A 25,734-nucleotide genomic window follows, 5' to 3' on the forward strand; every position below is an offset into this window, starting at 1 on the left:
TTTATTTTTTTAATCAATTTTAATATGCCTCTTTTTCATCGATTTAATATCATCTTGCAAATTATTTTCCTTTTCAATAATATTAGGTAGATCGGTATACCTAATATTATTCATATGAACACTAAATCAGCCAAACAAAAAATTTTGGATGCAGCATCAACTTTGTTTTATAACGATGGAATTGCTAATACAGGGATCAATAGCATTACGGATAAAGCCAAAGTTGCAAAAATGTCTCTGTACAATAATTTCCCAACCAAATCAGATTTAATCACCTGTTATATCGAAGCTCGTCATCAAGAATGGTTAGACCTTTATGAGAAAAGAAAAGTTCAAATCAAAACACCATTAGATGGGGTCTTGACGATTTTTGATGCCTATCAAGATCATGCTGAATTCGCATATGAAAAAGGTTTTCGTGGTTGCGGATTATTGAATGCAGCCGCGGAGTTTCCAGCGCATAGTCCTGAAAGATTAGCTGTCAAAAACCATAAAGATGAGATCGAAAATATTGTTGCGAGTCATTTAAGACAATTATTTGATGATCCAAAAAAAGTTGAAGAACTCGCGCTGTTAATCTCTTTTATTTTAGAGGGTTGTATTGCTCGCGCTGGCTTAGAAAGTTCAAGCGCTAAGGTTTTTGCAGCAAAACAAATGGTTAAAAACCTATTAGAACGAGAAATCTAAAATTGAATAATTCCAGTTTAAACCTCAATGCTCGCTATGGGTTCATTGCTGTATTAATTGCCTCTATTTTGTGGGGCACAACAGGTACTGCCGCCTCATATGCTCCTAATTTAAGTCCGTTAGCGATTGGTGCAATTGCAATGGGTGGCGGTGGATTATTACAAGCATTATTGGCTTATAAGAAAATTCTCTTCCATTTGCCACAAATTCGTTCTTATTTGCCTGTCCTGTTGATTGGAATAATTTCCGTTGCCATTTACCCATTGGCTTTTTATAGCTCAATGCGTATGGCTGGCATTACCATCGGTACTGTTATTTCGATCGGTTCAGCACCATTGTTTACAGCACTACTGGAAAAGTTTTTTGATAAGAAAGCACTATCTAAAAAATGGTTTATTAGCTTCGTATTTGGAATTGTTGGTGTTTTATTACTCTCGATTGGTGAATCACATTCTGAAATTTCAACACAAACGATTGCGACCGATCAGAAAACCTTTGGTATTGCTCTTGGGCTAATCGCCGCGCTCACCTATTCTTTATACTCTTGGGCTGCAAAAAAGATGATTGATCGTGGGGTCGATTCAAAGGCTTCTATGGGATTAATTTTTGGTTTTGGTGCTTTGATTTTATTACCAACGTTATTTTTTACAGGTTCTAATCTATTTGATGAACCAATAAATCTTTATGTTGTGATTTATATGATGCTGATTCCGATGTTTCTAGGTTACTTGTTATTTGGTTATGCTTTAAATAGCATTTCTGCAAGTACTGCAACGACGCTGACATTATTTGAACCGCTGGTTGCTGCTTTATTTGCAATCTTATTGGTTGGTGAGCAACTCGCACTCATTGGCTGGATTGGTATGATTCTAATTTTTGTTTGTTTGACGGTGCTGTCTAATAACAAATAATCTGAGTAATATTAAATATTGATAATAACCGTCAATGAATCATCATTTTAAAAAATAATCTAAATAATGCAGAGAAATAAATTTTCTCTGCACCAACAATAGAGCTTAAATATCAATACTCTCTTGCTAATTTCTCTAAGGTCGACAGCATTTTTTTCACTACACTTCTTTTATGCTGCAACATATTCTTGATATTCGCTGGATTAAAACCAGTTAACTTTGCGATACCACGACTCGTCATATATTCACCTGTTTTTTCAAAGTGTTTTTGACTTAACTCAGTTTTGGCATTTGAGAATCGAACTGCTAGCCTATAATCGCTAAACTCAGACCAAGCACCTGTTTTATATTCATCCAAATCAAACTTATTTTGATGAGCAGGTTTATCTCGAAGAATATTACTTAATCGGTTCACAACAATTTTATCTTCACTTGCTTGAATCAGTTGATAAAGCTCAGTTTCCTCAAACGTTCGCCCTAAAGTAATATCTTTTCTAAATTGTTCGATAATTTTTTTATCTTCAGATGTGTCATGCTCCTCACCCTTTTGGATAAGACGTAGAATCTTAAATAAAGATTCTAATCGACCACATGTAAAAACATAAGAAATTTTCAAATTTTGTACTCCACAATGAGTTTAGCTCATTAAAATAAATAATTTATCCAACAATTTATATGATTGATTGGATATTGAATCTTCAGCATGTATATGAATCAATAAGTTGACTTTTAGATATAAGAATAGTCTAGTAAATATAGGTATAACCTTTATTTATTAAAAAATTAAGAACTGATCAACAAACAAGTTTTTACATTAGGTTGGTTCTAACTCAGTCATCGGCCATCTTGGTGTCGTGGTTACTGCTAAACCATCATGTTGGCCTGCTTTTAAACGCTGATATCCAGCAAAAGCAATCATGGCACCATTGTCCGTACATAATGCAGGCTCGGCATAATAGACTTGTGCTTTGATCTTTGCTAGTGAAGTTTCTAATTGTTCACGCAAACGAAGATTAGCGCTCACACCGCCCGCGATCACCAAACGCTTTAACCCAGTTTGCTTTAATGCTTTAAGTGATTTCTTCACTAAAGTATCAACTACAGCTTCTTGGAAAGAAGCAGCAACATCCGCATCTCGATTTTCTTCACCTAACTTTTTCAACTGTACTGAAACAGCTGTTTTTAGACCACTAAAAGAAAAATCTAAGCCTTGATGCAAAATTGGACGAGGAAACTCAAATGCCTTGGCATCACCTTGTAAAGCTAACTTTGCAATATTTGGCCCACCCGGATAAGGCAGTTTCATCATTTTAGCAACTTTATCAAAGGCCTCACCTGCTGCATCGTCAATCGACTCACCAAGCAATTCATATTGACCAATACCATACGCCGCCATGAGTTGCGTATGTCCACCTGAAACTAATAATGCGATAAACGGAAATTCCGGTGGTGTTTCCGAAAGCAATGGAGCAAGCATATGACCTTCCATATGATGTACCCCAATCGCAGGTTTATTAAATGCGAAAGCTAGGGTTCGACCAAATAATGCACCTGTCATCAATGCACCCATGAGTCCAGGACCACGGGTATAAGCGACAGCATCAATCTCTTGTTTTTTTACACCACTTTGTTCAAGCAACTGATTAATTAAAGGAATCATTTTACGAACATGATCACGCGAAGCCAATTCAGGCACAACACCACCATATTCGGCATGCAGTTTGATTTGGCTATATAAAACCTGTCCACGTAAGCCGAGCTCGCTATCATAGAGTGCTAACCCAGTTTCATCACACGAAGTTTCTAAGCCCAAAACAATCATTAAACTGCCTTTACAACGATCAAAAATAATATCAGAGCTATTATAGACTTGTGATCTGAGTTGTAAATGAGTAAAATACTGACCTTCACTTGCGATCTAGTGCAATCGTGCGTTAGATCTTATCCATAATCTTAGAGGATTTTACATGCCACAAGTTAAGTTGAAAGAAGGCGAACCAGTAGACGTAGCTATCCGTCGTTTCAAGCGTTCATGCGAAAAAGCTGGTGTTTTAGCTGACGTTCGTAAGCGTGAATTCTATGAGAAACCAACTCAAGAACGTAAGCGTAAAAAAGCTGCTGCGGTTAAGCGTTATCAAAAGAAATTGACTCGCGAATCTGTACGTACTACTCGCCTTTACTAATTAATTTGTGATTGACTGCTGAAGAGACTATGAATACTTTAAAAAACCAAATTACTGACGTGTTAAAAAATTCAATGCGTGCCAAAGATATGGCAACAGTAACGGTTATTCGTGGTGTACAGGCAGCAATTAAGCAAATCGAAGTCGATGAGCGCATTGAGCTTGACGATGCTCAGGTTCTTGCGGTCATTGAAAAGCAAATTAAACAACGTAAAGAATCGATCAAGGCCTTTTCAGGCGCTGGTCGAGATGATTTAGCTAGTAAGGAACAAGCCGAAGTTGAGGTTATTTCTCAATTTCTACCAGCCGCTATGACTGAGGAAGAACTTGATTCCATCATTGAGCAAACGATTGCTGCTCAAGAAGCTACTAGCATGAAAGATATGGGTAAGGTGATGAATTCTCTACGTCCGATCATAGCCGGGCGTGCCGATCCTGCACAAGTATCTGCTAAAATTAAAGCAAAATTAAGCTGATCTGCTTAATTCCCTCTTTATATTATTCAATTAAAATTGGATTCATTTCTACAATGAACCCAACTATTTTCTATTATTTAAAATCACACTGAATATTGTATTTTTCTAGCATTTGCATCTCTTTTGATTCTATCACTTGCTTGATTAAATCCTGCTTGGTCATACTTGCATATTGCTGTGGTAATGATGATCGATTTTGCTCAATCGCATCAGACATATCCTGAATATAATGCTGATTAATTTGACAATATTTCGCTTGCTGCCCAGGCGTAAATTGTGAAATTTGTGGATTCAAACTTCGTAAAAAGCTACGGATATCCTGTGCATAAACACTACGAATTTTATCAACTGAATTTGCATACTGCTCAATTGATGCCGCTGAGCTGATCTCCACACTGCTTATCGCAAAAATAAAAACTAAAATCTTCTTCATAAATTCTCTAACTTCTCAGCGGTTCCTTACGTACATCATATTATCTTAATTCAATAAAACTTGGCTTATGCTCAAGAAAAAACTCTTCTTTTGGTGGAGGAAGATTTCCTTCAGTAACTGTGCCCAAACGTAAACGAATAATATCAGGTAAATCTGTACGATAAGAATACAGCGGACTCGCACAGTTTTTACAAAAAACACGCGCCTTGATTGGCGTATGAAAATACTCATTGAGCTGATCTTGTCCTGATAAAATTTTAAATTGTGTTTGATCTAGTGGACTATTCCAACCAGCGATTGAGCCTTGTGCCTGCTGACAGTGCTGGCAATAACATAAAATACTATTTTCTATCGTCCCCAAATATTCATACTGCACTGCCCCACACAAACACTGTCCTTTAATCATTTTTATTTCTCTTACTTTTGATCAAGATTAAATTTTCATACGACGTTCATCTTGCATTTGTTTCAAGCGCGAGTCAATTTTTGCTGACATCATCAAATTACCTTTCGCTAACCGCTGTGCATGTAACATTGACTTAATTGCATTTTCTTCATAGCCCGACCAATATTCAGCTTCAGCACGATAGCAAAGCACATTGACTGCTTGTAGTGGTGAGCTTTTATCCAAATTGGTGGCTTGCTGCAACAGTTGCCAGCCCTCAATGTCTCTTTGGTTTTTGTGAATAAATCGTTGAACTAACGATTGAGCTTGTGCCACTTGACCTTGTCTAATCAACACCTCAGCCAATTTATATGACAAAGCTCTATTTTCAGGCATGGTTCTTTGTAAGGGACTAATCGTATTATTGGCTTGCTCTAACTTATTTTGCCCCAAATAAATATCAGTTTGAATCAAAGGCACTAAAATATGATTTTTCAACTTCATTTTCGCCAAATCTAAATTTTCTTGCGCTTTAGCGAAATCTCCTTGTTCTAAGTAAAACTTGCTTAATGCTAGTTGACCCGCTGGATTTTTCTGATTGGCAAAAGATTGCAGCTGAACTTCGGTCGCTTGGTTTGAAACAACCAATGTATAAAGTTTTAAAATCTCAAAGTCTTGGTCATAAATTTTTGATTTTACTTTTGGAAGCTGATTCGCACGTAATCGAGCTTCACTCATACGTTCAGTGGTTAATGGATGTGTAAACCAAAAATCTGGTAAAAAACTTACTCTACTGGTCGCTCGATGCATGGTTTCAAAATAGTCAGCCATACTCTGTGGATTATAGCCAGCAGCATACATGAACTGCATACCAATACGATCCGCTTCACGCTCTTGATTACGACTATAACTAAGCTGCTTATCCATGAGTGCGGCTTGAGTACCCAACATAACAGCAGAACCTACATCACCATCCGCTTGTGAAGCAATTGCTGCCCCCACAAGAATTCCTGCTAATGCGAGTAAACCTTGCCCCTTAAATGCTTCTTGTGAACGGCTATAATGTCTCTGAGTGACATGCGCAATTTCATGTGCCATAACCCCAACAATTTCATCTAAATTTTTAGCAGATGTAATCAATCCAGTATTAATTGCAAATAAGCCACCCGGAACTGCAAAAGCATTAATTTGTGGATCTTTTACGACAACCAAACCAATCGGTTGACCCAGTTGTGTTTGACTTAAAATTCCTGAAAAAACTTGTAAAAATTGCCCTTCTAACCATGCATCTTGTACAGTTGGCAACTGTTTATGCACTTGGCGATAGACTTTCTCACCAATTAGTTTTTCTTTTTGTTGATCGAGCAAACCTATACCACTACCAATCTCAGGAACATCTGTTTGTCCTGTTGGTAAATTAGGTAAAAAAACCTGAGTATGACTAAGTTGAGTAGTGGCAAGTAAGCCACATGCAAGCAGCAAAGATCTCAAGTGTTTTCTCTATGATTCTAATGAAGAATTTTAATATAGCATTAGAAAATGAAGAAATTTGCAACGAAGTGTTATAAAAGGCAGGATTTTCCTGCCTAAGTTTATATATTTTGAAATCAAAAACTATTTATGATCAATATAACGCTGATCTACGCTAAATTTTTCTGGAAATTTCGCATGAATCTGTGCATAAAAATCCATTATTTCCGCCATATCCTTTTCATAATCACCTGTAGGATAAATAATTTTCCCTACACCTGTTTTTTTCTTGGCATAGTCCATATAAGCCAATGCTATTGGCACTCCAGCCGTGGTGGCAACATGATAAAAACCCGTCTTCCATTGTTCTTGTTTTGCGCGAGTACCTTCTGGCGTAACCAACATTACAAGTTTAGGATGTGTTTTAAAAAGATCACTCATGAGCTGAACCATACTTGGTCTCTCTTGTCCCTCTTTTTTGACACGACGATCAATCCCAATACCACCCATTGCTCGAACAAATGGACCAAAAGGGAATTTCATATAACTGTCTTTAATCGTTAAACGAACATTTACACCTAAAGCTTTAAGAGCCAAACGTGCATACAAAGCATCCCAATTGCTCGTATGTGGAGCTGCAATCATGACACATTGGTCAACATTCAAATCCCAATGATTATCCAGTTCCCAACCCATTAAGTTTAAACTTTTCCCAGCCAATTTCTCAAACACTACACACCCCAAGACGAAATCACAAAAGGCGCAAGTGTACCAATATTAATCAACTTAAAAAGATCAACACGCACAATAATGCAGCAGTCAATTGCTCAGCATTGTAAGCAATTATTCAAACTTTGAATTGACGAGATAACGGGGTGTTCGATCTTCTAAAGCATCTATTAGATTCTGATAGGCAAGTTTGACCATCTTCTGACGCGTTTCCGTTGTTGCTGAACCAATATGAGGTACAGTAACGACATTTGGCAATTGAAATAATGCAGATTCTTGCAAGGGCTCTTTGGCATAAACATCTAACCCAGCAGCAAAAATTTTATTTTGCTGAAGAGCTTGGATAAGTGCATTTTCATCAACGACAGAACCACGTGCAATATTCACAAATACTGCATTATTCTTCATCAAAGCAAATTGCTCTGCACCTATCAGCGCTTTCGACTCACTATTTAAATCGACAGCAACTACGATAAAATCAGACTGTTGCAATAATTCATCTAGCGAACGGTATTGAGCATTAAATGCTTGTGCTACTTCGAGTTTTTCACGGCGATTATGGTATAAAACATTCATATTAAAACCATAAAAACCACGACGAGCGATTGCAGCTCCAATATTCCCTAAACCAATAATACCCAAAGTTTTACCAAAAACATCTACCCCAAATTGTTCAGTCGCAACAGTACGTTTCCACTGCCCTTGTTTCGTCCATGCATCCAAATAAGGAATTTTACGAGCGGCACTCAGTAATAAAGTAAATGCAAGATCAGCAGTAGTTTCCGTTAAAACATGCGGGGTATTGGCTAACCATATTTTTTTTCGATTAAGATAATCAACATCATAGTTATCATAACCCACCGAAATAGTTGAAATAATTTTGAGTTTTTGTGCAGTCGATAAATTACTCTCATTGAGTAAACGACCAGCACCAATCATGGCATCGGCATCAACGACTTCTGTTCGTATTTGTTGATTAATATCGCCGAACTTTGGATTAAGCACCACAACACGATAAGTCTGCTGTAATTTCACTAAAACTTCTTGATCAATCTGACTAAATACAACGACTTTTTTCATTAAGATGTTCCGATTTTTATTGCATCAATTGCCACAGCCGCTTTTTTAATACAGGCTGGGCAAGCATTTCTTCTAAACTAGCCAAATGTAATATATTAGAATGTTGAATAAAGTCTAGTTGACCTAAGCATAATATCTTTTTACTTGTTGCAGCTGCATCCAAAAAACCTTGAATATATGAAGACAATCCGCGGCTTTCCTGAAAAGCTGCCAAGGGAAATGGCCATTTCAGCTCTGCATATTGCCCTAATTTTGCTTTTTGAATATTTTGCCACAACATCCGCTGAGCATCATTTAACTGACTACTTTCCAATAAAATTGCGCAATTATCTAAAACGTACATTTGTAACTCAAATGATTGAATTTGAGCTGTAATTACAATCTGCTCTTTTTCAATTAAACTTTGCTTTGCAATTGGTTGTACTACAGCTTCCTGTTTTTGCTGTAAAAGTTCGACTTCTTGTATTGCAACAGACTGGTGTTCAACTTTTATTTCTGTAACGTTCTGAGAAACCTTAGAATCAAATTGGATCGACGAGGTTTGAGTATTTTGCTCAATATTTTGATCTCGCCACAAAGCAGAAGCAGTATTTTTTTGACAAACAATATCTCTAGGAATCCACACATCAATTCCTAATGTTGCCAATATATTTCGCTGCTGCCCAATCATCTAATTCACTCGTTTCCCAATTCACAGCCTGATTGACTATTGTGATACTTCAGAGTTTAACATAAACCAAACCTGCATGAATGGTGAGCTTTTGCTCAATCAAAAAGGCAATCGGCATTTTTAATTATTTGAATAAAATCTATTACAGAAATTCAAACCTACTACCCTATTCGAATAGAAATAACGAAATAATTTAATAGTAAATTTACTGTTATGGACATATCGCATTTTTTATTAATCTCAAAAATACAATTTGTTTGAATCATAAAAATAACCGAGTATATTGTTTAAAACTCGAATTTACCTTGTTTTATGACTTCAAGAAAAACCAGTGATGCTGGCATCTTTTTATGGATGGTTTATCAAACCATGCAAAAGATGGACTTAGATGCTGCTTCAATCTTTGCTCGTGTTCATCTCCCAGATCAGCTACCTAATAAATTTATTCGTCGTGACAACTCAACACAACAGCGGTTTTGGGATGCAGCAGTTGAAATTAGCAAAGATCGAAATATTGGTCTCCATGTAGGTGCCAATATTCCACCTTTTCGTGGACAGGTAATCGAATATCTTTTTCTGAGTAGCCCAAACTTTGGTGAAGGATTAAAAAGAACAATTCGCTATCAAGCATTACTCACTGATGCAATGTCATTCAAGCTAGAATTTCCGAATCAAAATATTGCGATGATTTCAGGTTTAGAACATCCTGTTAGACATTATCTAGAATGTGCCATTGGAATTTTACTGACCTTTTTTAAATATATTAGTGATGATGCATTCACTCCAATTGAAATTGGTTTACCCTTTGAGCATGGTGCTGAAGCAGAAGAATATTTTAAAATCTGGGGATGCTCTGTTCATCTTGGACAGCAATACGGCTATATACATTTTGATAGCAAATTATTAGACCTCCCCTCAGCTGCCCATGAACCTGAACTATTAAAAATACATGAGCATCATGCCGAATCACAACTTGAACTACTCAATAAACATCAACTTATTGAAGCTATAGAAAAGATTTTAGCGAGTGGCTTATTAGAATCTAGAGAATTTGATCAAGAGGTTGTCGCAGGGTATTTAAACTGTAGCTCAAGAAGTTTAAGAGCAGACTTACAGTTACTTAATACCACTTACGAAAAAGTGATCGCTCATTATCGCGAACGCTTAGCAAGACGATTACTGTCCCATACGCAAGAAAGTATTGATCAAATTGTATATCTCACAGGTTTTTCCGAACCCTCCGCTTTTTCTAGAGCATTCAAACGTTGGACAGGTGAAACACCAACAGCCTATCGACAACGAAAACAACAATAATTTGATTTGATCGGCAAATCAAAGCTGCCAGTTCAGTCAAAAATTCTCACCATTAAGTTTCTACAATCTGATCATATTTTATGAGGTTAACGAATATGATCGGTTTTCCAGTCGGTATTTTTGTCGCGAATGGCATGGAATAGTATTTTCATAAAGTGTGGCTACATGAATTTCCAAGCAAAAATAGAAATAGTCCATTCTTTACACATATTGCTCATCATAAACGCGCTCGCTTAAATGGTTTTCATGATGAAGGCTATGCAGAGTCGATGTTTAAAAACTCTGAAATGTACAATGAAAAATCAGCATTAATTGGTCTGGCAGTTGCATCAACAGTATTCCTACCTGTTGCTCCATTTTTTACAGCTGGTTTGTATTATGGGATTTGGAACTACTGGAAAGTTCATGCCAAATCACATCTTGATCCTGAATATGCTAAAAAACGCATTCCTTGGCACTATGACCATCACATGACGAGTAATCAGAATGCTAATTGGTGTGTGACGAAGCCTTGGTTTGATTACATTATGGGAACACGCGTGTTAACCGATGTTTCTCACACAGAAACAAATCCTTTAGCGATAAAAATGCCTAAATGGATAGAAAAAAGAGTCAATCAAACTGCTCGACGTTTACTACCAAAGGCCTTTGCTAAAATTGATACCAACACTCGATTAGACCAGAAAAATCTAAGTCAAGGGATTGAAATTGCTTTGTAAATAAAAAAAGCCTAATCATATTTGATTAGGCTTTTTCAGGCATATTAAAAAATCAAGCTGACTTTTTCGCCATATTATTTTTACGAATCGTGATCATCAATAATTGTACCGCGGCTGGCGTTACACCAGGAATACGAGTTGCTTGTGCTAAGGTTTCTGGACGAACTGTTTTTAACTTCAAGGTAATTTCACGAGATAAACCTGAAATACCATCATATTCAAAATCAGCAGGAATTCGAGTTTCTTCAAGGCGCTTCAATTGCGCAACATCTTCATGCTGGCGATTAATATAACCTTCATACTTCACAGCAATTTCAATTTGCTCGCCCACTTGCTCTGAAACTTCAGAACCTGTTAATTCAGCGATTTGACTAAAATTGATATTTGGACGTTTCAATAAATCAATTGCACTACATTCTTTACTGAGATCAGCACCCGTCATTTCAACGAATTTCTTGCCCATTGGATTATTCGGTGCTGCCCATAAATGTTGTAAACGAGACGTTTCACGTTCAACTGCTTCCATTTTTTCGCTGTACGCAGCCCAACGTTCATCATCAACCAAACCAAGTTCCCGGCCAATCGACGTTAAACGTTGATCAGCATTATCTTCACGTAACATCAAACGATATTCCGCACGCGAGGTAAACATACGGTACGGTTCTTTAGTTCCCAAAGTAATAAGGTCATCAACCAGTACGCCCATATAGGCCTGATCACGTTTTGGTGTCCATTCTTCTTGTTCCCATGCACGACGTGCAGCGTTTAAGCCAGCAAGTAAACCTTGAGCACCCGCTTCTTCATAACCTGTAGTACCGTTGATTTGACCAGCAAAGTACAGATTTTGAATCGCTTTAGTTTCAAGCGTGAACTTTAATGCTTGTGGATTAAAATAATCATATTCAATCGCATAGCCCGGACGCAGGATATGCGCATTTTCCATACCGCGAATTGATCGAACTAAATTAAACTGAACATCAAATGGTAAAGAAGTTGAAATACCATTTGGATAAAGCTCATGTGTATCTAAGCCTTCAGGCTCAAGGAATACTTGGTGAGAGTCTTTATCCGCAAAACGGTGAATTTTATCTTCAATCGATGGGCAGTAACGTGGACCAACACCTTCGATCACACCAGTATACATTGGTGAACGATCTAAACCTCCACGGATGATTTCGTGTGTTTTTTCACTGGTATGCGTGATATAACAATTCACTTGCTCAGGGTGCATTGAAGCATCACCCATAAATGACATGACAGGAGATGGGAAATCACCCGGTTGTGGTGTCATGACCGAGAAATCAACTGAACGTGCATCAATACGTGGTGGCGTACCCGTCTTCAAACGACCTACAGGTAATTTTAGTTCTCGTAAACGGTGAGCTAATGCAATCGATGGCGGATCACCCGCACGACCACCGCTAGAATTTTGTAGACCAACGTGGATCACACCACCCAAGAACGTACCTGTCGTCAATACCACAGTTTTGGCATCAAAACGGATACCCATTTGGGTGACAACACCCTTAACGGTATCGCCTTCAACAATTAAATCATCTGCAGCTTGTTGGAAAATATCTAAGTTGGCTTGATTTTCCAAAGTTTCACGAATTGCCGCTTTATAACGTACGCGATCTGCTTGAGCACGCGTTGCACGTACTGCTGCACCTTTACGTGAATTCAAAATACGAAATTGAATACCACCTTTATCCGCAGCTAGTGCCATTGCACCACCAAGCGCATCGATCTCACGGACAAGATGTGATTTACCAATACCACCAATTGCTGGGTTACAGCTCATCTGCCCCAAAGTCTCAATATTATGCGTCAACAATAATGTTTGTCTTCCCATACGTGCAGCAGCTAGCGCCGCTTCAGTACCAGCGTGACCGCCACCAATTACGATAACGTCATAAACTTTAGGATAGTGCATAGTGGTAAATGTGTATTCAAAAAATGACAGAGTATTATACAGAAGTTTTAAAGCGAGTTGGCAAAAACTCTCTGTTTTCTTAGGCATCTCAACTCATTGATCTCATTTAACAATATACAAAAAGAAACCTTATGTTGCATTTTTTATGCATTATTAACATAGCAACTCATAATTCTTAACTTGATCACGACTGTTTTAATTAAAAAATTTCTTATCCTATATATTGCATAAATAAATACTTTAGGAAAATGATATGAATACTAAGCTTTTATTTTCATCGCTTATTTGTGGTCTATGTTTTACAGCAGCGGCACATGCAAATACGAAAGCAAATACTGACCCTCTCGCACAAAAGTATGTACAAGTATGTAAAGCTAAAAAGCAAGGCGACATGGTTTCATTTGCGCACAAAGGCGTAGTTTTCAATGGTGTTTGTGAACAAAATGAAGCTGGTAAATTAGCATTTCAAGCACCAACACCAGCAAATGAAGTGACTCCAGAAACTCAAAGTAAAATATCAGAAACTCAGTCAGCACCTCGACCTGTCAGCGCGCCAATTGAAGCAGCACCAATAGCCCCTGCTCCACCTGTAACAACAGATATGGAACAAACTGCACCATAATTTATAAAACCGAAATTATAAATAAGGTCTTTTTAGACCTTATTTATATTAAAAATAATGTATTAGATAAATTCATATAAAAAATAATTCATCTTAAAATTGTAATCTGATTATTTTATGATCCCTTTATCGTGCTCGAATCTATTACAATAACTGCAAATACATTTATTTAGGTTTTCCTGTGAACTGGTTACAAATTCATATTACTGTTGATCAAAATCAAGTTGAACTCACCGAGACATTACTCCTTTCATTAGGTGCAGTGAGTGTTACTTTAGATGATGCAGAGGATCAGGCACTATTAGAACCTTTACCAGGTGAAACTCCACTTTGGAATAAAGTGATCGTTACTGGAATCTATCAACAAGAAGAAGATGACCCAATTGATGTCGATACATTAGAAGCGTTCCTAAAAGCACAACTCCCTGATGTACCTATGCGTCATGAATATTTAGAGAATCAAGTTTGGGAACGCGCGTGGATGGACTATTACGAACCTATCCAAATTGGTGAAAAATATTGGATTGTTCCTGAATGGTTAGAACCACCTGAAGCCGATGCAACCAATATCAAACTCGATCCGGGTCTAGCGTTTGGCACTGGTAATCATGCAAGTACATTTTTGTGTTTACAATGGTTAGGTAAAACCGATGTTAAAGATAAAGTCGTAATCGATTATGGTTGTGGTTCTGGTATTTTAGGTGTTGCTGCATTATTACTAGGCGCAAAAAAAGTTTATGCAACGGATATTGATCCGCAAGCTGTGCTTGCTACAAAACAAAATGCAGAACTTAATGGCGTATTAGATCGTCTTTATGTAGGATTACCTGAAGAGTTTGATCAAGAATTCAAACCACAACAAGCAGACGTACTTGTTGCAAATATTTTAGCAGCACCATTAATGGCACTAGCGCCTGAGTTCTCACGTTTATTAAAAAATGAGGGGGAGTTCGCACTTGCTGGTGTAATCGAAGAGCAAGTTGCTGATGTTTCTAGTGTTTACTCTGAGTTTTTTGATATATTAGGGATCGAAAAGCGTGAAGAGAATTGGTGCCGCATTTCAGGAAAACGTAAAACAACAATTTGAGAATTTTGTTCCTTATGAGTGAAAAACAAACCCGCTGCCCAAAATGCTCCACCGTGTACAAAGTAACCCTTTCACAACTCAGTGTTGCTCAGGGCATGGTTTGTTGCCCCAAATGCGTAATTAACTTTAATGCATTGACCAATCTTCTTAAGACAGATGAAAATGATTCGATTCCATCGCCTGCGAATCGCTCTTTATTTTCATCAATTCAGCCCGATAGCTCTTTTGCTGAAAAGCAAATGCAAATTTTAAGTATTTTTGATCAAAAAATTGAAAATTCAAATATTGATTTGCTGACCTATCTAAATAACCTTAATTACTTTAATACTGAACCTGTAACCGCTTTACCTAACTTGAATTTATCAGAAGATAGTTTACTGATAGACCAAGAACAAAGCAGCAAACACCATGGCTGGCTTTATTATACGCTTTGGGGTGTGGGCAACATTGCACTTATTTTAGTTTTTGCATTTCAAATCTTATGGTTTAATCCAAAATTAATGCATGAAAGTCCTGCACTGAATCGAATTTTTAACTACGCTTGCAGTGTTTTGACCTGTAAAACACTAGATCAACAATATAAATACCTGAGTTTTGAAAAAGTAAAATTAAAACGTTCAAATAAAGACGAAACCAATTTTTCAGGTGTTTTAATCAATCACCATGAAAATAGTATTTTAATTCCTTCTATTAAAGTTATTTTAGAAGAGAAAGGTGAAGTCACGACTGAGATTACACTCCAGCCGCAAGACTATCTTGTAGATAGTTTGAAAACGATAGAAAGAATTCCATCAAACAGCCCTTTTCGATTTGAATTTACAGTTCCTAAAAGTAAAAATAGCTTCGACAACTATAGTTTAGAAATTGTACAGCCCTAAAAACTAAAAAAAGTGACAAAAAAATAAAAAAAAGTGCAGTTTAATTGCTCATTTTTTCGCAGAGAGTGGTATGATACGCGCCACGAATGCTTCACCCACTTACTTCTCGTAATTTACAGACAATAAAATCGTTAAACGAACTGTGCTTCTAACTTATAAGCGCATTGTTGGTTTTTTTGTTTTTGAAAGTAGGCTGTAACAAATCTTTAATTATTGTTACGCTTATTTTTTACACAATTCGAGGATTTGTGGCAAGCTAAAAGTCCTTTTGTTTTAGAGTCACTGTTTTAGGATCTAAAACAGGGCTCAGTAATTTAGACCACATTTATATATCACTTTACCCAAGTGATATTTTGATTTTTCGGATTAACACGCATGAATAGCAAATCTCCTATTTTTACGGCTCAATCTGATGTCGCTCTCCGCATCCATGTAGATCGCGCAGTTCGTCATTATTTTGCACAATTGCAAGGTGAGCAACCATCTCAAGTTTATGACATGGTTTTAGCAGAAATGGAGAAACCTCTTTTATCTGTGGTCTTAGAATATACTCGTGGCAACCAAACACGTGCTGCTGAGATTTTAGGCCTTAACCGTGGAACTTTACGCAAAAAGTTAAAAGCTCACGGTTTAATGAGTGAATAATTGATAAAATGCTCACGTTCTCGTGGGCATTTTTTTTGCCTTTGTTTTAATCTGTAGACTTCAAACTGTTGACTAAAATCATGACTATCAAACGTGCTTTAATCTCTGTTTCCGACAAAACTGGAATCGTTGAATTTGCTCAAAACCTTGCAGACCAAGGTGTAGAAATCTTATCTACTGGCGGTACTTATAAGTTGCTTAAAGACAACAATATCGCTGTAGTGGAAGTTTCTGAACACACTGGTTTTCCTGAAATGATGGATGGTCGTGTTAAAACACTACATCCAAAAATTCACGGTGGTATCTTAGCTCGTCGTGGTCTGGACGAAGCTGTGATGCAAGAACACAACATTGATCCAATTGATCTTGTTGTTGTTAACCTTTACCCATTTGCTGCAACAGTTGCTAAACCAAACTGCTCGCTTGCTGATGCGATTGAGAACATCGATATCGGCGGTCCAACAATGGTACGTGCAGCAGCAAAAAACCATGCTTCAGTGGGTATCATTGTAAATGCTTCTGACTACGATGCTGTTATTGCTGAATTAAAAGCAAATGGTGGCCTTTCTTACGAGACTCGTTTCGACTTAGCAGTAAAAGCCTATGAGCACACTGCACAATATGACGGCATGATTGCCTCTTATTTAGGTGCACGTGTTGGTAAAACTGAAGGTGAAGCAGATTTATTCCCTCGTACCTTTAACACCCAGTTAAATAAAGCACAAGATTTACGCTATGGTGAAAATCCACACCAAAATGCAGCGTTCTATGTTGAAGAAAATGCTCAAGAAGCATCAGTTTCAACTGCTAAGCAATTACAAGGTAAAGAGCTTTCTTATAACAATATCGCTGATACAGATGCTGCATTAGAATGTGTAAAATCATTTGCAAAACCTGCTTGCGTGATCGTTAAACATGCGAACCCATGCGGTGTAGCTGTTTCTCTAGATGGTATCAAAGCGGCTTATGATCTTGCTTATGCAACTGATCCAGAGTCTGCATTTGGTGGCATTATTGCATTTAACCGTGAGTTAGATGTAGAAACTGCTCAAGCAATTGTTGATCGTCAATTTGTTGAAGTGATTATTGCTCCAAGTATTGCTGATGGCGTGCTTGAAGTCACTGGCGCGAAAAAGAATGTACGCGTGTTGGTGTGTGGTGAACTCCCTGCAATTGATGCACGTGCTGCTCAACTTGACTATAAGCGCGTAAACGGCGGTTTATTAGTTCAAGATCAAGACTTAGGTATGATCACTAAAGATGACCTTAAAGTTGTGACTAAACGTGCGCCGACTGAACAAGAAATTGATGACATGATCTTTGCTTGGAAAGTTGCAAAATACGTGAAATCAAACGCTATTGTTTATGCAAAAAACCGTCAAACGATTGGTGTAGGTGCAGGTCAAATGAGCCGTGTCAACTCCGCTCGTATTGCTGCGATCAAAGCTGAACATGCTGGTTTAGTGGTTGAGGGTGCGGTTATGGCATCTGATGCATTCTTCCCATTCCGTGATGGTATTGATAACGCTGCAAAAGCAGGTATCAAATGTATCATCCAACCGGGCGGTTCCATGCGTGATGAAGAAACAATTGCAGCCGCTGACGAAGCTGGTATTGCAATGGTATTCACGGGTATGCGTCACTTCCGTCATTAATACCCCGAAGTCCCTCTTTTCTGCGATGCTATAGTCGCATTAGAGGGACTTTTTTATTCTGAACAGGTATATTCTTAAATACGGAAAAGGGAAATAACTTAATAATGAATATTTTAGTTTTGGGTAGCGGTGGCCGTGAACATGCACTTGCATGGAAAATCGCACAAGATACGAAAGTGACTAAAGTCTTTGTTGCCCCAGGTAATGCGGGTAGCGCAATAGAAGACAAATGTGAAAATGTTGAACTTGATATTTTAGATAATCCAGCAATCATTGCTTTTGCAAAGACAAACGATGTTGCTTTAGTAATCGTGGGACCTGAGGCACCATTAGTGAATGGTGTTGTTGATGCAGCACGCGAAGCTGGTCTAAAAATTTGGGGACCAACTCAATATGCAGCACAGCTTGAAGGTTCAAAAGCATTTGCTAAACATTTCTTAAAACGTCATAACATTCCAACGGCTTTTTATGACGTATTTACTGAAGTAGATACGGCTAAAGCTTATATTGAACAACATGGTGCACCAATTGTTATCAAGGCTGATGGTTTAGCGGCAGGTAAAGGTGTCATCGTAGCAATGACCAATGAAGAAGCTTTTGCTGCGATTGACGACATGCTCGCTGGTAATAAGTTTGGTGATGCTGGTTCTCGCGTAGTAATTGAACAATTCCTTGATGGTGAGGAAGCAAGCTTCATCTGTATGATCGATGGCAACAATATTTTGCCAATGGCGACCTCTCAAGACCACAAACGTATTTTTGAAGGTGACCAAGGTCCAAATACAGGTGGTATGGGTGCATACTCCCCTGCGCCAGTAGTAACACCAGAAGTGTTTGAACGTGTCATGAACGAAGTGATGCGCCCTACCATTGATGGTATGGCTGCTGACGGTCATGTTTATACTGGCTTCTTATATGCAGGCTTGATGATTGATGAGCAAGGTCAACCACGTGTGATCGAGTTTAACTGTCGTTTTGGTGATCCTGAAACTCAACCGATTATGATGCGTTTAAAATCATCTTTGGTTGATTTAGTTGAAGCTGGTATTGCAGGTAATTTACCAAAAGAAGCTGAATGGGATGAACGTAAATCTATCGGCATCGTACTTGCAGCGGGAGGTTATCCTGATACAGTGCGTAAAGGTGATGTAATTTCTGGTATTGGTCAATCACCTGAAGACACCAAAATTTTCCATGCGGGTACAGCCATGAGTGATGATGGTCATGTCATCACTTCAGGTGGTCGAGTACTTTGCGTTACAGCACTTGGCGATACAGTTCTAGAAGCTCAAATCAATGCATTAGAAGTATGCGGTCAAGTCACATTTACAGGTATGCAATATCGTAGTGACATCGGCTATCGTGCAATTGCACGTGAAAAAGCAGAATAATCTCATTGAAATCTAAGCCTTCTTCGGAAGGCTTTTTTATTCCTTATTTCGCACAAACTTAAATTCTATATTCATTTTTCAAATATAAAATTCAGAAAATTATATATTTACTATTCAATTGATTTATCTCAATACTCTTTTAAGAAAATACATAAAATTTTCATTGATTTATATTTACTCTGTACTTAATTTCCTCAATTAATCATATTCTTATGATTAGTTGTAATTTTTTTCCCACTATAACCCAAGTAAAATTATTGCTATGATTGCCGAAATTTTAGATGCTCTTTTTTGTTAAAAGATATTTTTCTAAGTATTTTCAATTGATTGAATTATCAATTTTAAAAATATCAACTGTATCTAAACCAAATTTTGTTTTGAAATTGATGAATACTTCACTTCCTAGATGTATATACTGATTTAGAACATGAATATTCATCAATTTTTATGATGTTGTAACTCCATGCACTTCTTTCAGTACTTCAATGTCATGCAAGTAATGATTTAAGTGCAATGCCAATTTACAACATAAAAACCCATTGCAATTATTAATGCTAGTGAAATGATAATTTCCTCGCCATTATTTCCGATAAGGATTTATACATGAAAAAGCTAATTAGTCTTTTTTTAAGTGTATCGGTATTATTACTCGCAGCATGCAGTAAGCAACCTGATGCAACTTCAACTGAGCAAAAAAGTGATGCTGCCGGACTTCAAACAGTTGTTATCGCGTCTACTGGTTCTGATGCTGATATTTGGCGTTATATTGCGACTTTACCTGAAACTAAAGCTGCTGGCGTTAAACTAGAAATTAAAAACTTCACTGATTATGTAGCAATGAACACTGCCGCAGCCAACAAAGAAGTTGATCTAAATGCTTTCCAATCTTACGCTTACCTTGTTGCTTTTAATGCTGCAAATAAAGATAAGATCGCTCCTGTTTCAACAACTTATTTAGAGCCAATGGGTATTTACTCGAGCAAAGTGAAAAAAGTTGAAGAGTTTGCTCAAGGCGCAACAATTGCTATTCCAAATGACGGCGCAAACGAGTCACGTGCTCTATTGCTTTTACAAAGCGCAGGTTTAATCAAACTTAAAGCTGACTTTGATCCAGTAAAAGGTACACCTGCTGACATTATTGAAAATGCGAAAAAAATCGTAATCAAACCTATTCAAATGGCAACAGCGGTACGTGTTAAAGACGAAGTTGATGCGATTTTGTTGGGTAATACACTTGCGATGGAAGGTGGTTTAAACGTCCTAAAAGATGCTATTTTCTATGAGCCAATTGACCAAAGTACAAAACTCAACGTCAATGTTTTAGCTACTGCCGAATCTCGTAAAGATGATGCTGTATTGCAAAAAGTTGGCGCGCTTTACCACACTGAAGCCGTGAAGAAATATGTACAAGAACATTTTGCGGGCACTAAAGTCGACGTAAATAAACCGACGAGCTATCTCACAGAAGCGAATTCGTAATATAATCTTCTCAATGAAACAGGCAAAGTGACTTTGCCTGTTTTTTCTTTTCTGCTTAGTATTGACGAACATGATCCAATTTAAAAACATTTCGAAACACTATCAGCTTAAAGGTCAAACGATCAAAGCACTGGATCAAATTAATTTAGAGATTCCAGAAGGCAGTATCTTTGGCATTATTGGCTATAGTGGTGCAGGTAAAAGTACGTTAATCCGCTTGATTAATTTGCTTGAGCGCCCATCTCAGGGTCAAGTCATTATTAATCAGAAAGACTTTACCGCTTTAGATGCGCGCACTCTTCGTCAAGAACGTGCAAACATTGGCATGATCTTTCAGCACTTTAATTTACTCCAGACCAAAACTGTGTCTGAAAATATTGAAATGCCATTAAAATTGCTGGGGCATAGCAAAGCTGAACGTGAAAAACGACTTGCCGAGTTATTGGATTTCATTGACCTCAAACATAAAAAAGATGCTTACCCTGATGAACTTTCAGGTGGTCAAAAGCAACGTGTCGGTATCGCCCGCGCTTTAGCAAATCACCCTAAAATCCTTCTTTGTGATGAAGCAACTTCTGCACTTGATCCACAAACTACAAAATCTGTTCTCGCACTATTAAAGAAAATTAATCAGGAACAAAATATCACTATTGTCATGGTAACGCATGAAATGGATGTAATTGAATCAGTTTGTGATTATGTTGCGGTCATGGAAGCCGGTCATGTGATTGAAACTGGCCCAACGTTGGATATCTTTAGCCAGCCACAGCACCCAACGACTAAAACATTTATTCAAACAGTTTTACAGCAACAGTTACCTATCAATATTTTAAATAATCTTGAGCATAAACATCATAATAGTATTTATAGCTTGCAGTTTTTAGGTACTTCAGCTCAAGAAACAGTGATTCAAGCCGTTATTAAACAGTTTGATCTGAGTTTAAATATTTTGTTCGCCAATATGACTGAAATTAACGGCACCGTGATAGGACAAATGTTTATACAGCTTTTAGGTGATCCGATTATTATTGAAGATGCAATTAATTTTCTAAAACTTCAAGGTGTGAAAGTTGAGCAATCTGGAGTAAGTCAATGAGAGATTTCATAGTACAGTGGCTCACTCAAGTGACAGCTCCATTTTGGCATAGCTCACTTTCGATTGACCAATTCGTTACAGCTCTACAAGAAACCTTTCAAATGGTGTTCTTCTCCCTGTTATTTGGCTGTATTTGGGGATTAATACAAGGCATTACACTTGTTGTAACCCGTACTGGAGGTATCTTACAAAACCGAGCGATTTACTACTTACTCAATCCTATTGTCAACGCACTTCGCTCCCTTCCCTTTATCATCCTATTGATTGCTGTTATTCCTTTAACAAAAATGCTTGTTGGCACTTCAATTGGAACATGGGCAGCAATTGTACCTTTAACAATTTATGTCGGTCCATATTTAGGTCGTTTAATTGAAACGTCTCTACTCGAAGTTAATGAAGGCATTATCGAGTCTGCACAAGCAATGGGTGCCTCACCTTGGCAAATTATTTTTAAATTTATCATTCCAGAAGCCCGCAGTTCTCTTATTCTGAATTTAACCACAGGTACGATTTCCTTAATCGGTGCAACTGCAATGGCTGGTGCTGTTGGTGCAGGTGGAATCGGAGACTTGGCAATTTCATACGGATATCAACGTTTTGATACAAGTGTGGTTATCTTAACGGTTATTGTCTTACTGCTTTTGGTACAAATGGTGCAAATGCTTGGCGATTGGTTAGCCAAATTACGCTAGTTCATCGTTGTAAAAAAGCGCTCACTTCGAGCGTTTTTTTATATCTCAGCCTTTCTTGGGAAAGTAAATTTCATTTGCTGCTTTAAATGTATTTACGTGTAAAGGTACTAAATCATCCAGTAATTGATATCCTCCTGCTAACACAAACAGTAAAGGAATTTTCATTTTTTTTGCCATTTCAAAGACGATACGATCTCTTTCAAAAAGCAGTTCAGTGGTAAACCATTTTGAGCCATATTTGTCATGCTGATGACAATCCATACCCGCCTGATAAATAATTAAATCTGTCTCCCAACGAGACGCATACTGAAAAGCCTCAAAAACAGCCTCACGGTATAAATCAAAATTTCCTTGTTTAGGATGGATATAGCGTGTCAAACTGCGTTCACCAGCCTTACAGCCAAAACGAATACCGAAAATACTAAAATTGATCAAATTGGTCATTCGATTGGTAAAAATTGCTGTGCCATCACCACCATGTTGATCACAATCTAAAATAAAAATCCGTTTTTCAGGATTTTGTTTTGCAACCAAAGCCAAACCATTAAAAGTACAATATGCTGCACCAGATTCATAACTTGCATGATGGAAACCTTGAGCAATATTCGCAGCAATTCCCTCTTTCAGTGCGATTTCAGCTCCAATTAACTGTCCAGCTTGCACAGATAGAATGGCATCGCGCAATTGCTCATTCCAAGGTTTGAATCCTTGAATTGTTGCAAAAGCAGTTTCACCAGATAAAAAAGCTTCAACAAATTGCGGATGATGTAATCTCTTTAATATCTCAGCATCGATTATTCCAGGATCTATTAACTCAACCATTTTTTCAGTACGCAATACATCCGCAACTGCCGTGAGTTTTTCCATACTATTGGTATGCGTTTTAGCAAAATAGCGTGGCGAATAACAAGCTTTTAGCATGGATGTCCTACATAGATTTGATCATGAGCAATTTCCATCAATTGGCTCAATTCAGTCGTATCTGGTCGAAATAATCCATTATCAACCTGTTGCTTAAAATGATATCCAAATGCGCGTGCACGATTTTTAGGAGAGATCGCCAAAGTCGTTAGTCTCAAAAACCAAAAACCATTCATCACAGAAATTGGAATCACAAAGCCTTTGTATTGTTTGTTTTGATATTTTTCGAGTTGATCAATTTCGTAGTTTGCAGAAAATAAACTTCCCGCAGGTAGCCTTACACCATTCATCATTAAGGGAACTAAGCTAATACAGGAATGGTTATCTCCCATATTCAGCTTTTCCATCATAATCGGTTGATCATTTTCATCAACAAATATGTTGATTTCACCTTGTCTAAGTAAACGGTGATGTGCAATTCGAAGAAAAAACTTTTCCGCCATCGGACAAGAGCCTACTTTGGGTTTTTCTTCTAAAGCATGGCATTCGATCATCTTAATATTATGTACTTCTTGAGGAAGAATAATGTCAGCAAGCAACTGACAAATGAGAATACTTTCTTCAAGTTCAGCGTGTTCATAGATTTTTCTTAAACCAGCTTGAAAATCAGATTCTTGCTGCAAATTTTGGGTGAATATTTCCTGGGGGTTTAAATGTGCCAAAGTTTTCTGTACTTCTGGATTGATATCTAAATTCCTCCAAGTATCTAAAACCAAACCATACGAAGAAGATTGATTCAAAATATTTTTAAGCGCTTTCGTATCATAATCTTCAAAAATACGAAGATCTTGGAAACCCAAAAGATCACGTTGCTGAGAAACATATTCTGCAATTACACGAGTGGCTTGAGTAAATCCACATCCACGGCGCTCTGTTTGATGACTAAAATGTTCATTCAGCATTTCAGTAAGTTTGTTGGATAGAGGATATAAATATTTTTTGAAAATAGTGACCACTTCATGATCTATCAAATCAGACATAATTCCCTCTCTTCTTCTTTGATTTATAAATGTTTCATCCTCGCTAAACGATATGTACTTATATTGTTAAATCTAATTTTTTAAATTATTTAGCTTTAATTAAATATCGTTATAATCGTAAAGATGACTATAAATCATTAACTTATAAAACTTTTATATCATACTCATAGAAAATACTTTACTTGTCAATCATAAAAATAAAGAGCTGCATAAGCAGTCACAATCTGCCCTAAACAGTCAATACTCAAAGCTAAATCTCCAAGTGCTTTGCACTCTTTACTTTTTGCACTTACACTGCAAATAATGAATGTATTAATCTCATTCAATAGCAATAACCACATTAAACAAAGATTTAGGACTCGGATATGCATTATAAAATTCATGCTATTGACGTAAAAAATGCCTTAAAAAACTATATTTGGTTATTGGAAGACACCTCCACAAAAGAGGTTGTTGTAGTTGATCCAACTGAAGCAAGCTTAGTTAGTCATTTTTGTGAGCAACAACAACTTCAAATTAAACAAATTTGGCTCACACACTGGCATCGTGACCATACTGAAGGTGTGCAAGCTTTGTTGGCTGATCAAAATATTGCTGTTTACGGACCTAGAGAAGAATTAAGTAAAATTTCATTTGTATCAAATCCATTACAAAACGATGATCATTTTTATTTCAACAATTTAAAAGTCGAGATTATTGCCACCCCAGGTCATACGCTCGGTCATATTGTCTATTTTATTGAAGAAATTGATTCCTTATTTAGTGGAGACACCTTATTTGCAATGGGCTGTGGTCGTTTATTTGAAGGTACAGCCGAGCAAATGTATCACTCGCTAAACCGGCTTGCAGCACTACCAATCCAAACCAAAGTATATTGCACACATGAATATACCCTTGCCAATGCTGAGTTTGCTTTAACTGTGGAACCTCATAACGTAGCGCTTCAAGATCGGTATAAAGAAGTAAAAATGCTTAGGGAAACAGAAAAAATGACTTTACCAAGCAATATCGAATTAGAATTGGCAACCAACCCTTTTTTACGCACTGAAAGTGTTGAAGAGTTTGCGCATATCCGAGGTCTTAAAGATCAATTTTAAGTAAATTTTTAAGTTTTAAATTTGTCATTTTCCATTTTAAAAAAGTGGAAAATGAAATTATTTTTTACATTTAATTCAATCTAAAGCCCAATGAACTCTATTATTAAAATATTTAAATAATTCATCAAATTAAAAAATTTTTTACTTAAAAATTAAGTTTTGCTTCAGTTTCAATTAATCTAATATTACATTACTTACATG

The 25,734-nt window shown here is 37.2% G+C and carries 26 protein-coding genes and 1 pseudogene; 16 read left to right on the forward strand and 11 right to left on the reverse strand.

Going from position 1 to position 25,734, the window contains the following annotated elements:
• The first annotated feature begins 114 nt into the window (after positions 1-114).
• On the forward strand, positions 115-687 hold the full coding sequence (locus F933_RS14635) for a TetR/AcrR family transcriptional regulator (protein WP_005062521.1): 573 nt from the start codon (positions 115-117) through the stop codon (positions 685-687).
• 2 nt (positions 688-689) lie between these two features.
• Positions 690-1,598 (forward strand): DMT family transporter, encoded by a 909-nt coding sequence (locus tag F933_RS14640; RefSeq protein WP_005062523.1) that lies wholly within the window; start codon positions 690-692, stop codon positions 1,596-1,598.
• Between the two features lie 112 nt (positions 1,599-1,710).
• Here F933_RS14640 and F933_RS14645 read toward each other — a convergent pair whose 3' ends face one another.
• Positions 1,711-2,214, reverse strand: coding sequence for a hypothetical protein (locus F933_RS14645; protein WP_005062526.1), 504 nt, complete (start codon positions 2,212-2,214; stop codon positions 1,711-1,713).
• A gap of 198 nt (positions 2,215-2,412) precedes the next feature.
• The gene (gene tsaD / locus F933_RS14650; protein ID WP_005062529.1) at positions 2,413-3,420 is read right to left on the reverse strand and encodes a tRNA (adenosine(37)-N6)-threonylcarbamoyltransferase complex transferase subunit TsaD; all 1,008 of its coding nucleotides are present in this window, start codon (positions 3,418-3,420) and stop codon (positions 2,413-2,415) included.
• A gap of 145 nt (positions 3,421-3,565) precedes the next feature.
• On the opposite strand from tsaD, the gene rpsU reads away from it, so the two are divergent.
• Together rpsU and F933_RS14660 are read left to right on the forward strand one after the other, a co-directional pair.
• A complete protein-coding gene (rpsU, locus tag F933_RS14655) occupies positions 3,566-3,781 on the forward strand; it encodes a 30S ribosomal protein S21 (RefSeq protein ID WP_004652785.1) in 216 nt (71 codons plus the stop codon).
• Positions 3,782-3,810: 29 nt separating this feature from the next.
• Positions 3,811-4,257, forward strand: a complete 447-nt coding sequence (locus F933_RS14660) for a GatB/YqeY domain-containing protein (protein ID WP_004808327.1) — start codon at positions 3,811-3,813, stop codon at positions 4,255-4,257.
• 73 nt (positions 4,258-4,330) lie between these two features.
• On the opposite strand, the gene F933_RS14665 is transcribed toward F933_RS14660, so the two are convergent.
• The 6 genes and pseudogenes from F933_RS14665 to F933_RS17545 all read right to left on the reverse strand — a co-directional run.
• Positions 4,331-4,690 (reverse strand): hypothetical protein, encoded by a 360-nt coding sequence (locus F933_RS14665; RefSeq protein ID WP_005062530.1) that lies wholly within the window; start codon positions 4,688-4,690, stop codon positions 4,331-4,333.
• 40 nt (positions 4,691-4,730) lie between these two features.
• Positions 4,731-5,096, reverse strand: coding sequence for a GFA family protein (locus tag F933_RS14670; RefSeq protein ID WP_005054801.1), 366 nt, complete (start codon positions 5,094-5,096; stop codon positions 4,731-4,733).
• Positions 5,097-5,123: 27 nt separating this feature from the next.
• Positions 5,124-6,566 (reverse strand): M48 family metalloprotease, encoded by a 1,443-nt coding sequence (locus F933_RS14675; protein WP_005062532.1) that lies wholly within the window; start codon positions 6,564-6,566, stop codon positions 5,124-5,126.
• 123 nt (positions 6,567-6,689) lie between these two features.
• Positions 6,690-7,277 (reverse strand): 1-acyl-sn-glycerol-3-phosphate acyltransferase, encoded by a 588-nt coding sequence (locus F933_RS14680; protein ID WP_034711121.1) that lies wholly within the window; start codon positions 7,275-7,277, stop codon positions 6,690-6,692.
• A gap of 111 nt (positions 7,278-7,388) precedes the next feature.
• Complete coding sequence (locus F933_RS14685; RefSeq protein ID WP_005062536.1) at positions 7,389-8,354, reverse strand: 2-hydroxyacid dehydrogenase; 966 nt, start codon at positions 8,352-8,354, stop codon at positions 7,389-7,391.
• Positions 8,355-8,370: 16 nt separating this feature from the next.
• Positions 8,371-8,754 (reverse strand): annotated as a pseudogene (locus tag F933_RS17545) (hypothetical protein); the annotation flags it as partial.
• Between the two features lie 582 nt (positions 8,755-9,336).
• Between F933_RS17545 and F933_RS14695 the strand changes: the two are divergent.
• Together F933_RS14695 and F933_RS14700 are read left to right on the forward strand one after the other, a co-directional pair.
• Entirely contained in the window at positions 9,337-10,338 is a 1,002-nt protein-coding gene (locus F933_RS14695) for an AraC family transcriptional regulator (RefSeq protein WP_005062539.1), read from the forward strand.
• A 155-nt stretch (positions 10,339-10,493) separates the two neighbouring features.
• The gene (locus tag F933_RS14700; RefSeq protein ID WP_005062540.1) at positions 10,494-11,057 is read left to right on the forward strand and encodes a hypothetical protein; all 564 of its coding nucleotides are present in this window, start codon (positions 10,494-10,496) and stop codon (positions 11,055-11,057) included.
• A 52-nt stretch (positions 11,058-11,109) separates the two neighbouring features.
• Here the strand turns inward: F933_RS14700 and mnmG are convergent, their stop codons facing one another.
• Entirely contained in the window at positions 11,110-12,990 is a 1,881-nt protein-coding gene (mnmG, locus tag F933_RS14705; RefSeq protein ID WP_034711207.1) for a tRNA uridine-5-carboxymethylaminomethyl(34) synthesis enzyme MnmG, read from the reverse strand.
• Positions 12,991-13,243: 253 nt separating this feature from the next.
• On the opposite strand from mnmG, the gene F933_RS14710 reads away from it, so the two are divergent.
• The 9 genes from F933_RS14710 (at position 13,244) to F933_RS14750 (ending at position 22,535) form a co-directional block, all read left to right on the forward strand.
• Positions 13,244-13,612: a hypothetical protein gene (locus F933_RS14710; protein WP_005054819.1), complete on the forward strand. Its 369-nt coding sequence runs from the start codon at positions 13,244-13,246 to the stop codon at positions 13,610-13,612.
• 181 nt (positions 13,613-13,793) lie between these two features.
• Complete coding sequence (gene prmA / locus F933_RS14715; protein ID WP_005062543.1) at positions 13,794-14,699, forward strand: 50S ribosomal protein L11 methyltransferase; 906 nt, start codon at positions 13,794-13,796, stop codon at positions 14,697-14,699.
• Between the two features lie 14 nt (positions 14,700-14,713).
• The gene (locus F933_RS14720; RefSeq protein ID WP_005054824.1) at positions 14,714-15,577 is read left to right on the forward strand and encodes a DUF3426 domain-containing protein; all 864 of its coding nucleotides are present in this window, start codon (positions 14,714-14,716) and stop codon (positions 15,575-15,577) included.
• 375 nt (positions 15,578-15,952) lie between these two features.
• Positions 15,953-16,222, forward strand: a complete 270-nt coding sequence (gene fis, locus F933_RS14725) for a DNA-binding transcriptional regulator Fis (protein ID WP_001086304.1) — start codon at positions 15,953-15,955, stop codon at positions 16,220-16,222.
• A gap of 80 nt (positions 16,223-16,302) precedes the next feature.
• Positions 16,303-17,877, forward strand: coding sequence for a bifunctional phosphoribosylaminoimidazolecarboxamide formyltransferase/IMP cyclohydrolase (gene purH, locus F933_RS14730; RefSeq protein ID WP_005062545.1), 1,575 nt, complete (start codon positions 16,303-16,305; stop codon positions 17,875-17,877).
• A gap of 104 nt (positions 17,878-17,981) precedes the next feature.
• Positions 17,982-19,268, forward strand: coding sequence for a phosphoribosylamine--glycine ligase (gene purD / locus F933_RS14735; protein WP_005062546.1), 1,287 nt, complete (start codon positions 17,982-17,984; stop codon positions 19,266-19,268).
• Between the two features lie 603 nt (positions 19,269-19,871).
• Positions 19,872-20,747 carry a MetQ/NlpA family ABC transporter substrate-binding protein gene (locus F933_RS14740; RefSeq protein ID WP_005054829.1) on the forward strand — a complete coding sequence of 292 codons (876 nt, stop codon included), beginning with the start codon at positions 19,872-19,874 and terminating at the stop codon, positions 20,745-20,747.
• Between the two features lie 70 nt (positions 20,748-20,817).
• Entirely contained in the window at positions 20,818-21,843 is a 1,026-nt protein-coding gene (locus tag F933_RS14745; protein WP_005062547.1) for a methionine ABC transporter ATP-binding protein, read from the forward strand.
• Positions 21,840-22,535 carry a methionine ABC transporter permease gene (locus tag F933_RS14750; protein ID WP_005062549.1) on the forward strand — a complete coding sequence of 232 codons (696 nt, stop codon included), beginning with the start codon at positions 21,840-21,842 and terminating at the stop codon, positions 22,533-22,535. Before F933_RS14745 ends, F933_RS14750 begins: the two co-directional genes overlap by 4 nt.
• 45 nt (positions 22,536-22,580) lie before the next feature.
• On the opposite strand, the gene F933_RS14755 is transcribed toward F933_RS14750, so the two are convergent.
• Together F933_RS14755 and F933_RS14760 are read right to left on the reverse strand one after the other, a co-directional pair.
• The gene (locus tag F933_RS14755; protein WP_005062550.1) at positions 22,581-23,456 is read right to left on the reverse strand and encodes an arginase family protein; all 876 of its coding nucleotides are present in this window, start codon (positions 23,454-23,456) and stop codon (positions 22,581-22,583) included.
• Entirely contained in the window at positions 23,450-24,436 is a 987-nt protein-coding gene (locus F933_RS14760) for a hypothetical protein (protein ID WP_005062551.1), read from the reverse strand. Before F933_RS14760 ends, F933_RS14755 begins: the two co-directional genes overlap by 7 nt.
• Before the next feature lie 365 nt (positions 24,437-24,801).
• Here F933_RS14760 and gloB point away from each other — a divergent pair, with 365 nt between their 5' ends.
• Positions 24,802-25,533, forward strand: coding sequence for a hydroxyacylglutathione hydrolase (gloB, locus tag F933_RS14770; protein WP_005062552.1), 732 nt, complete (start codon positions 24,802-24,804; stop codon positions 25,531-25,533).
• Positions 25,534-25,734: the final 201 nt, after the last annotated feature.

It is taken from the genome of Acinetobacter beijerinckii CIP 110307 (assembly GCF_000369005.1).
Classification (GTDB): Bacteria; Pseudomonadota; Gammaproteobacteria; order Pseudomonadales; family Moraxellaceae; genus Acinetobacter; species Acinetobacter beijerinckii.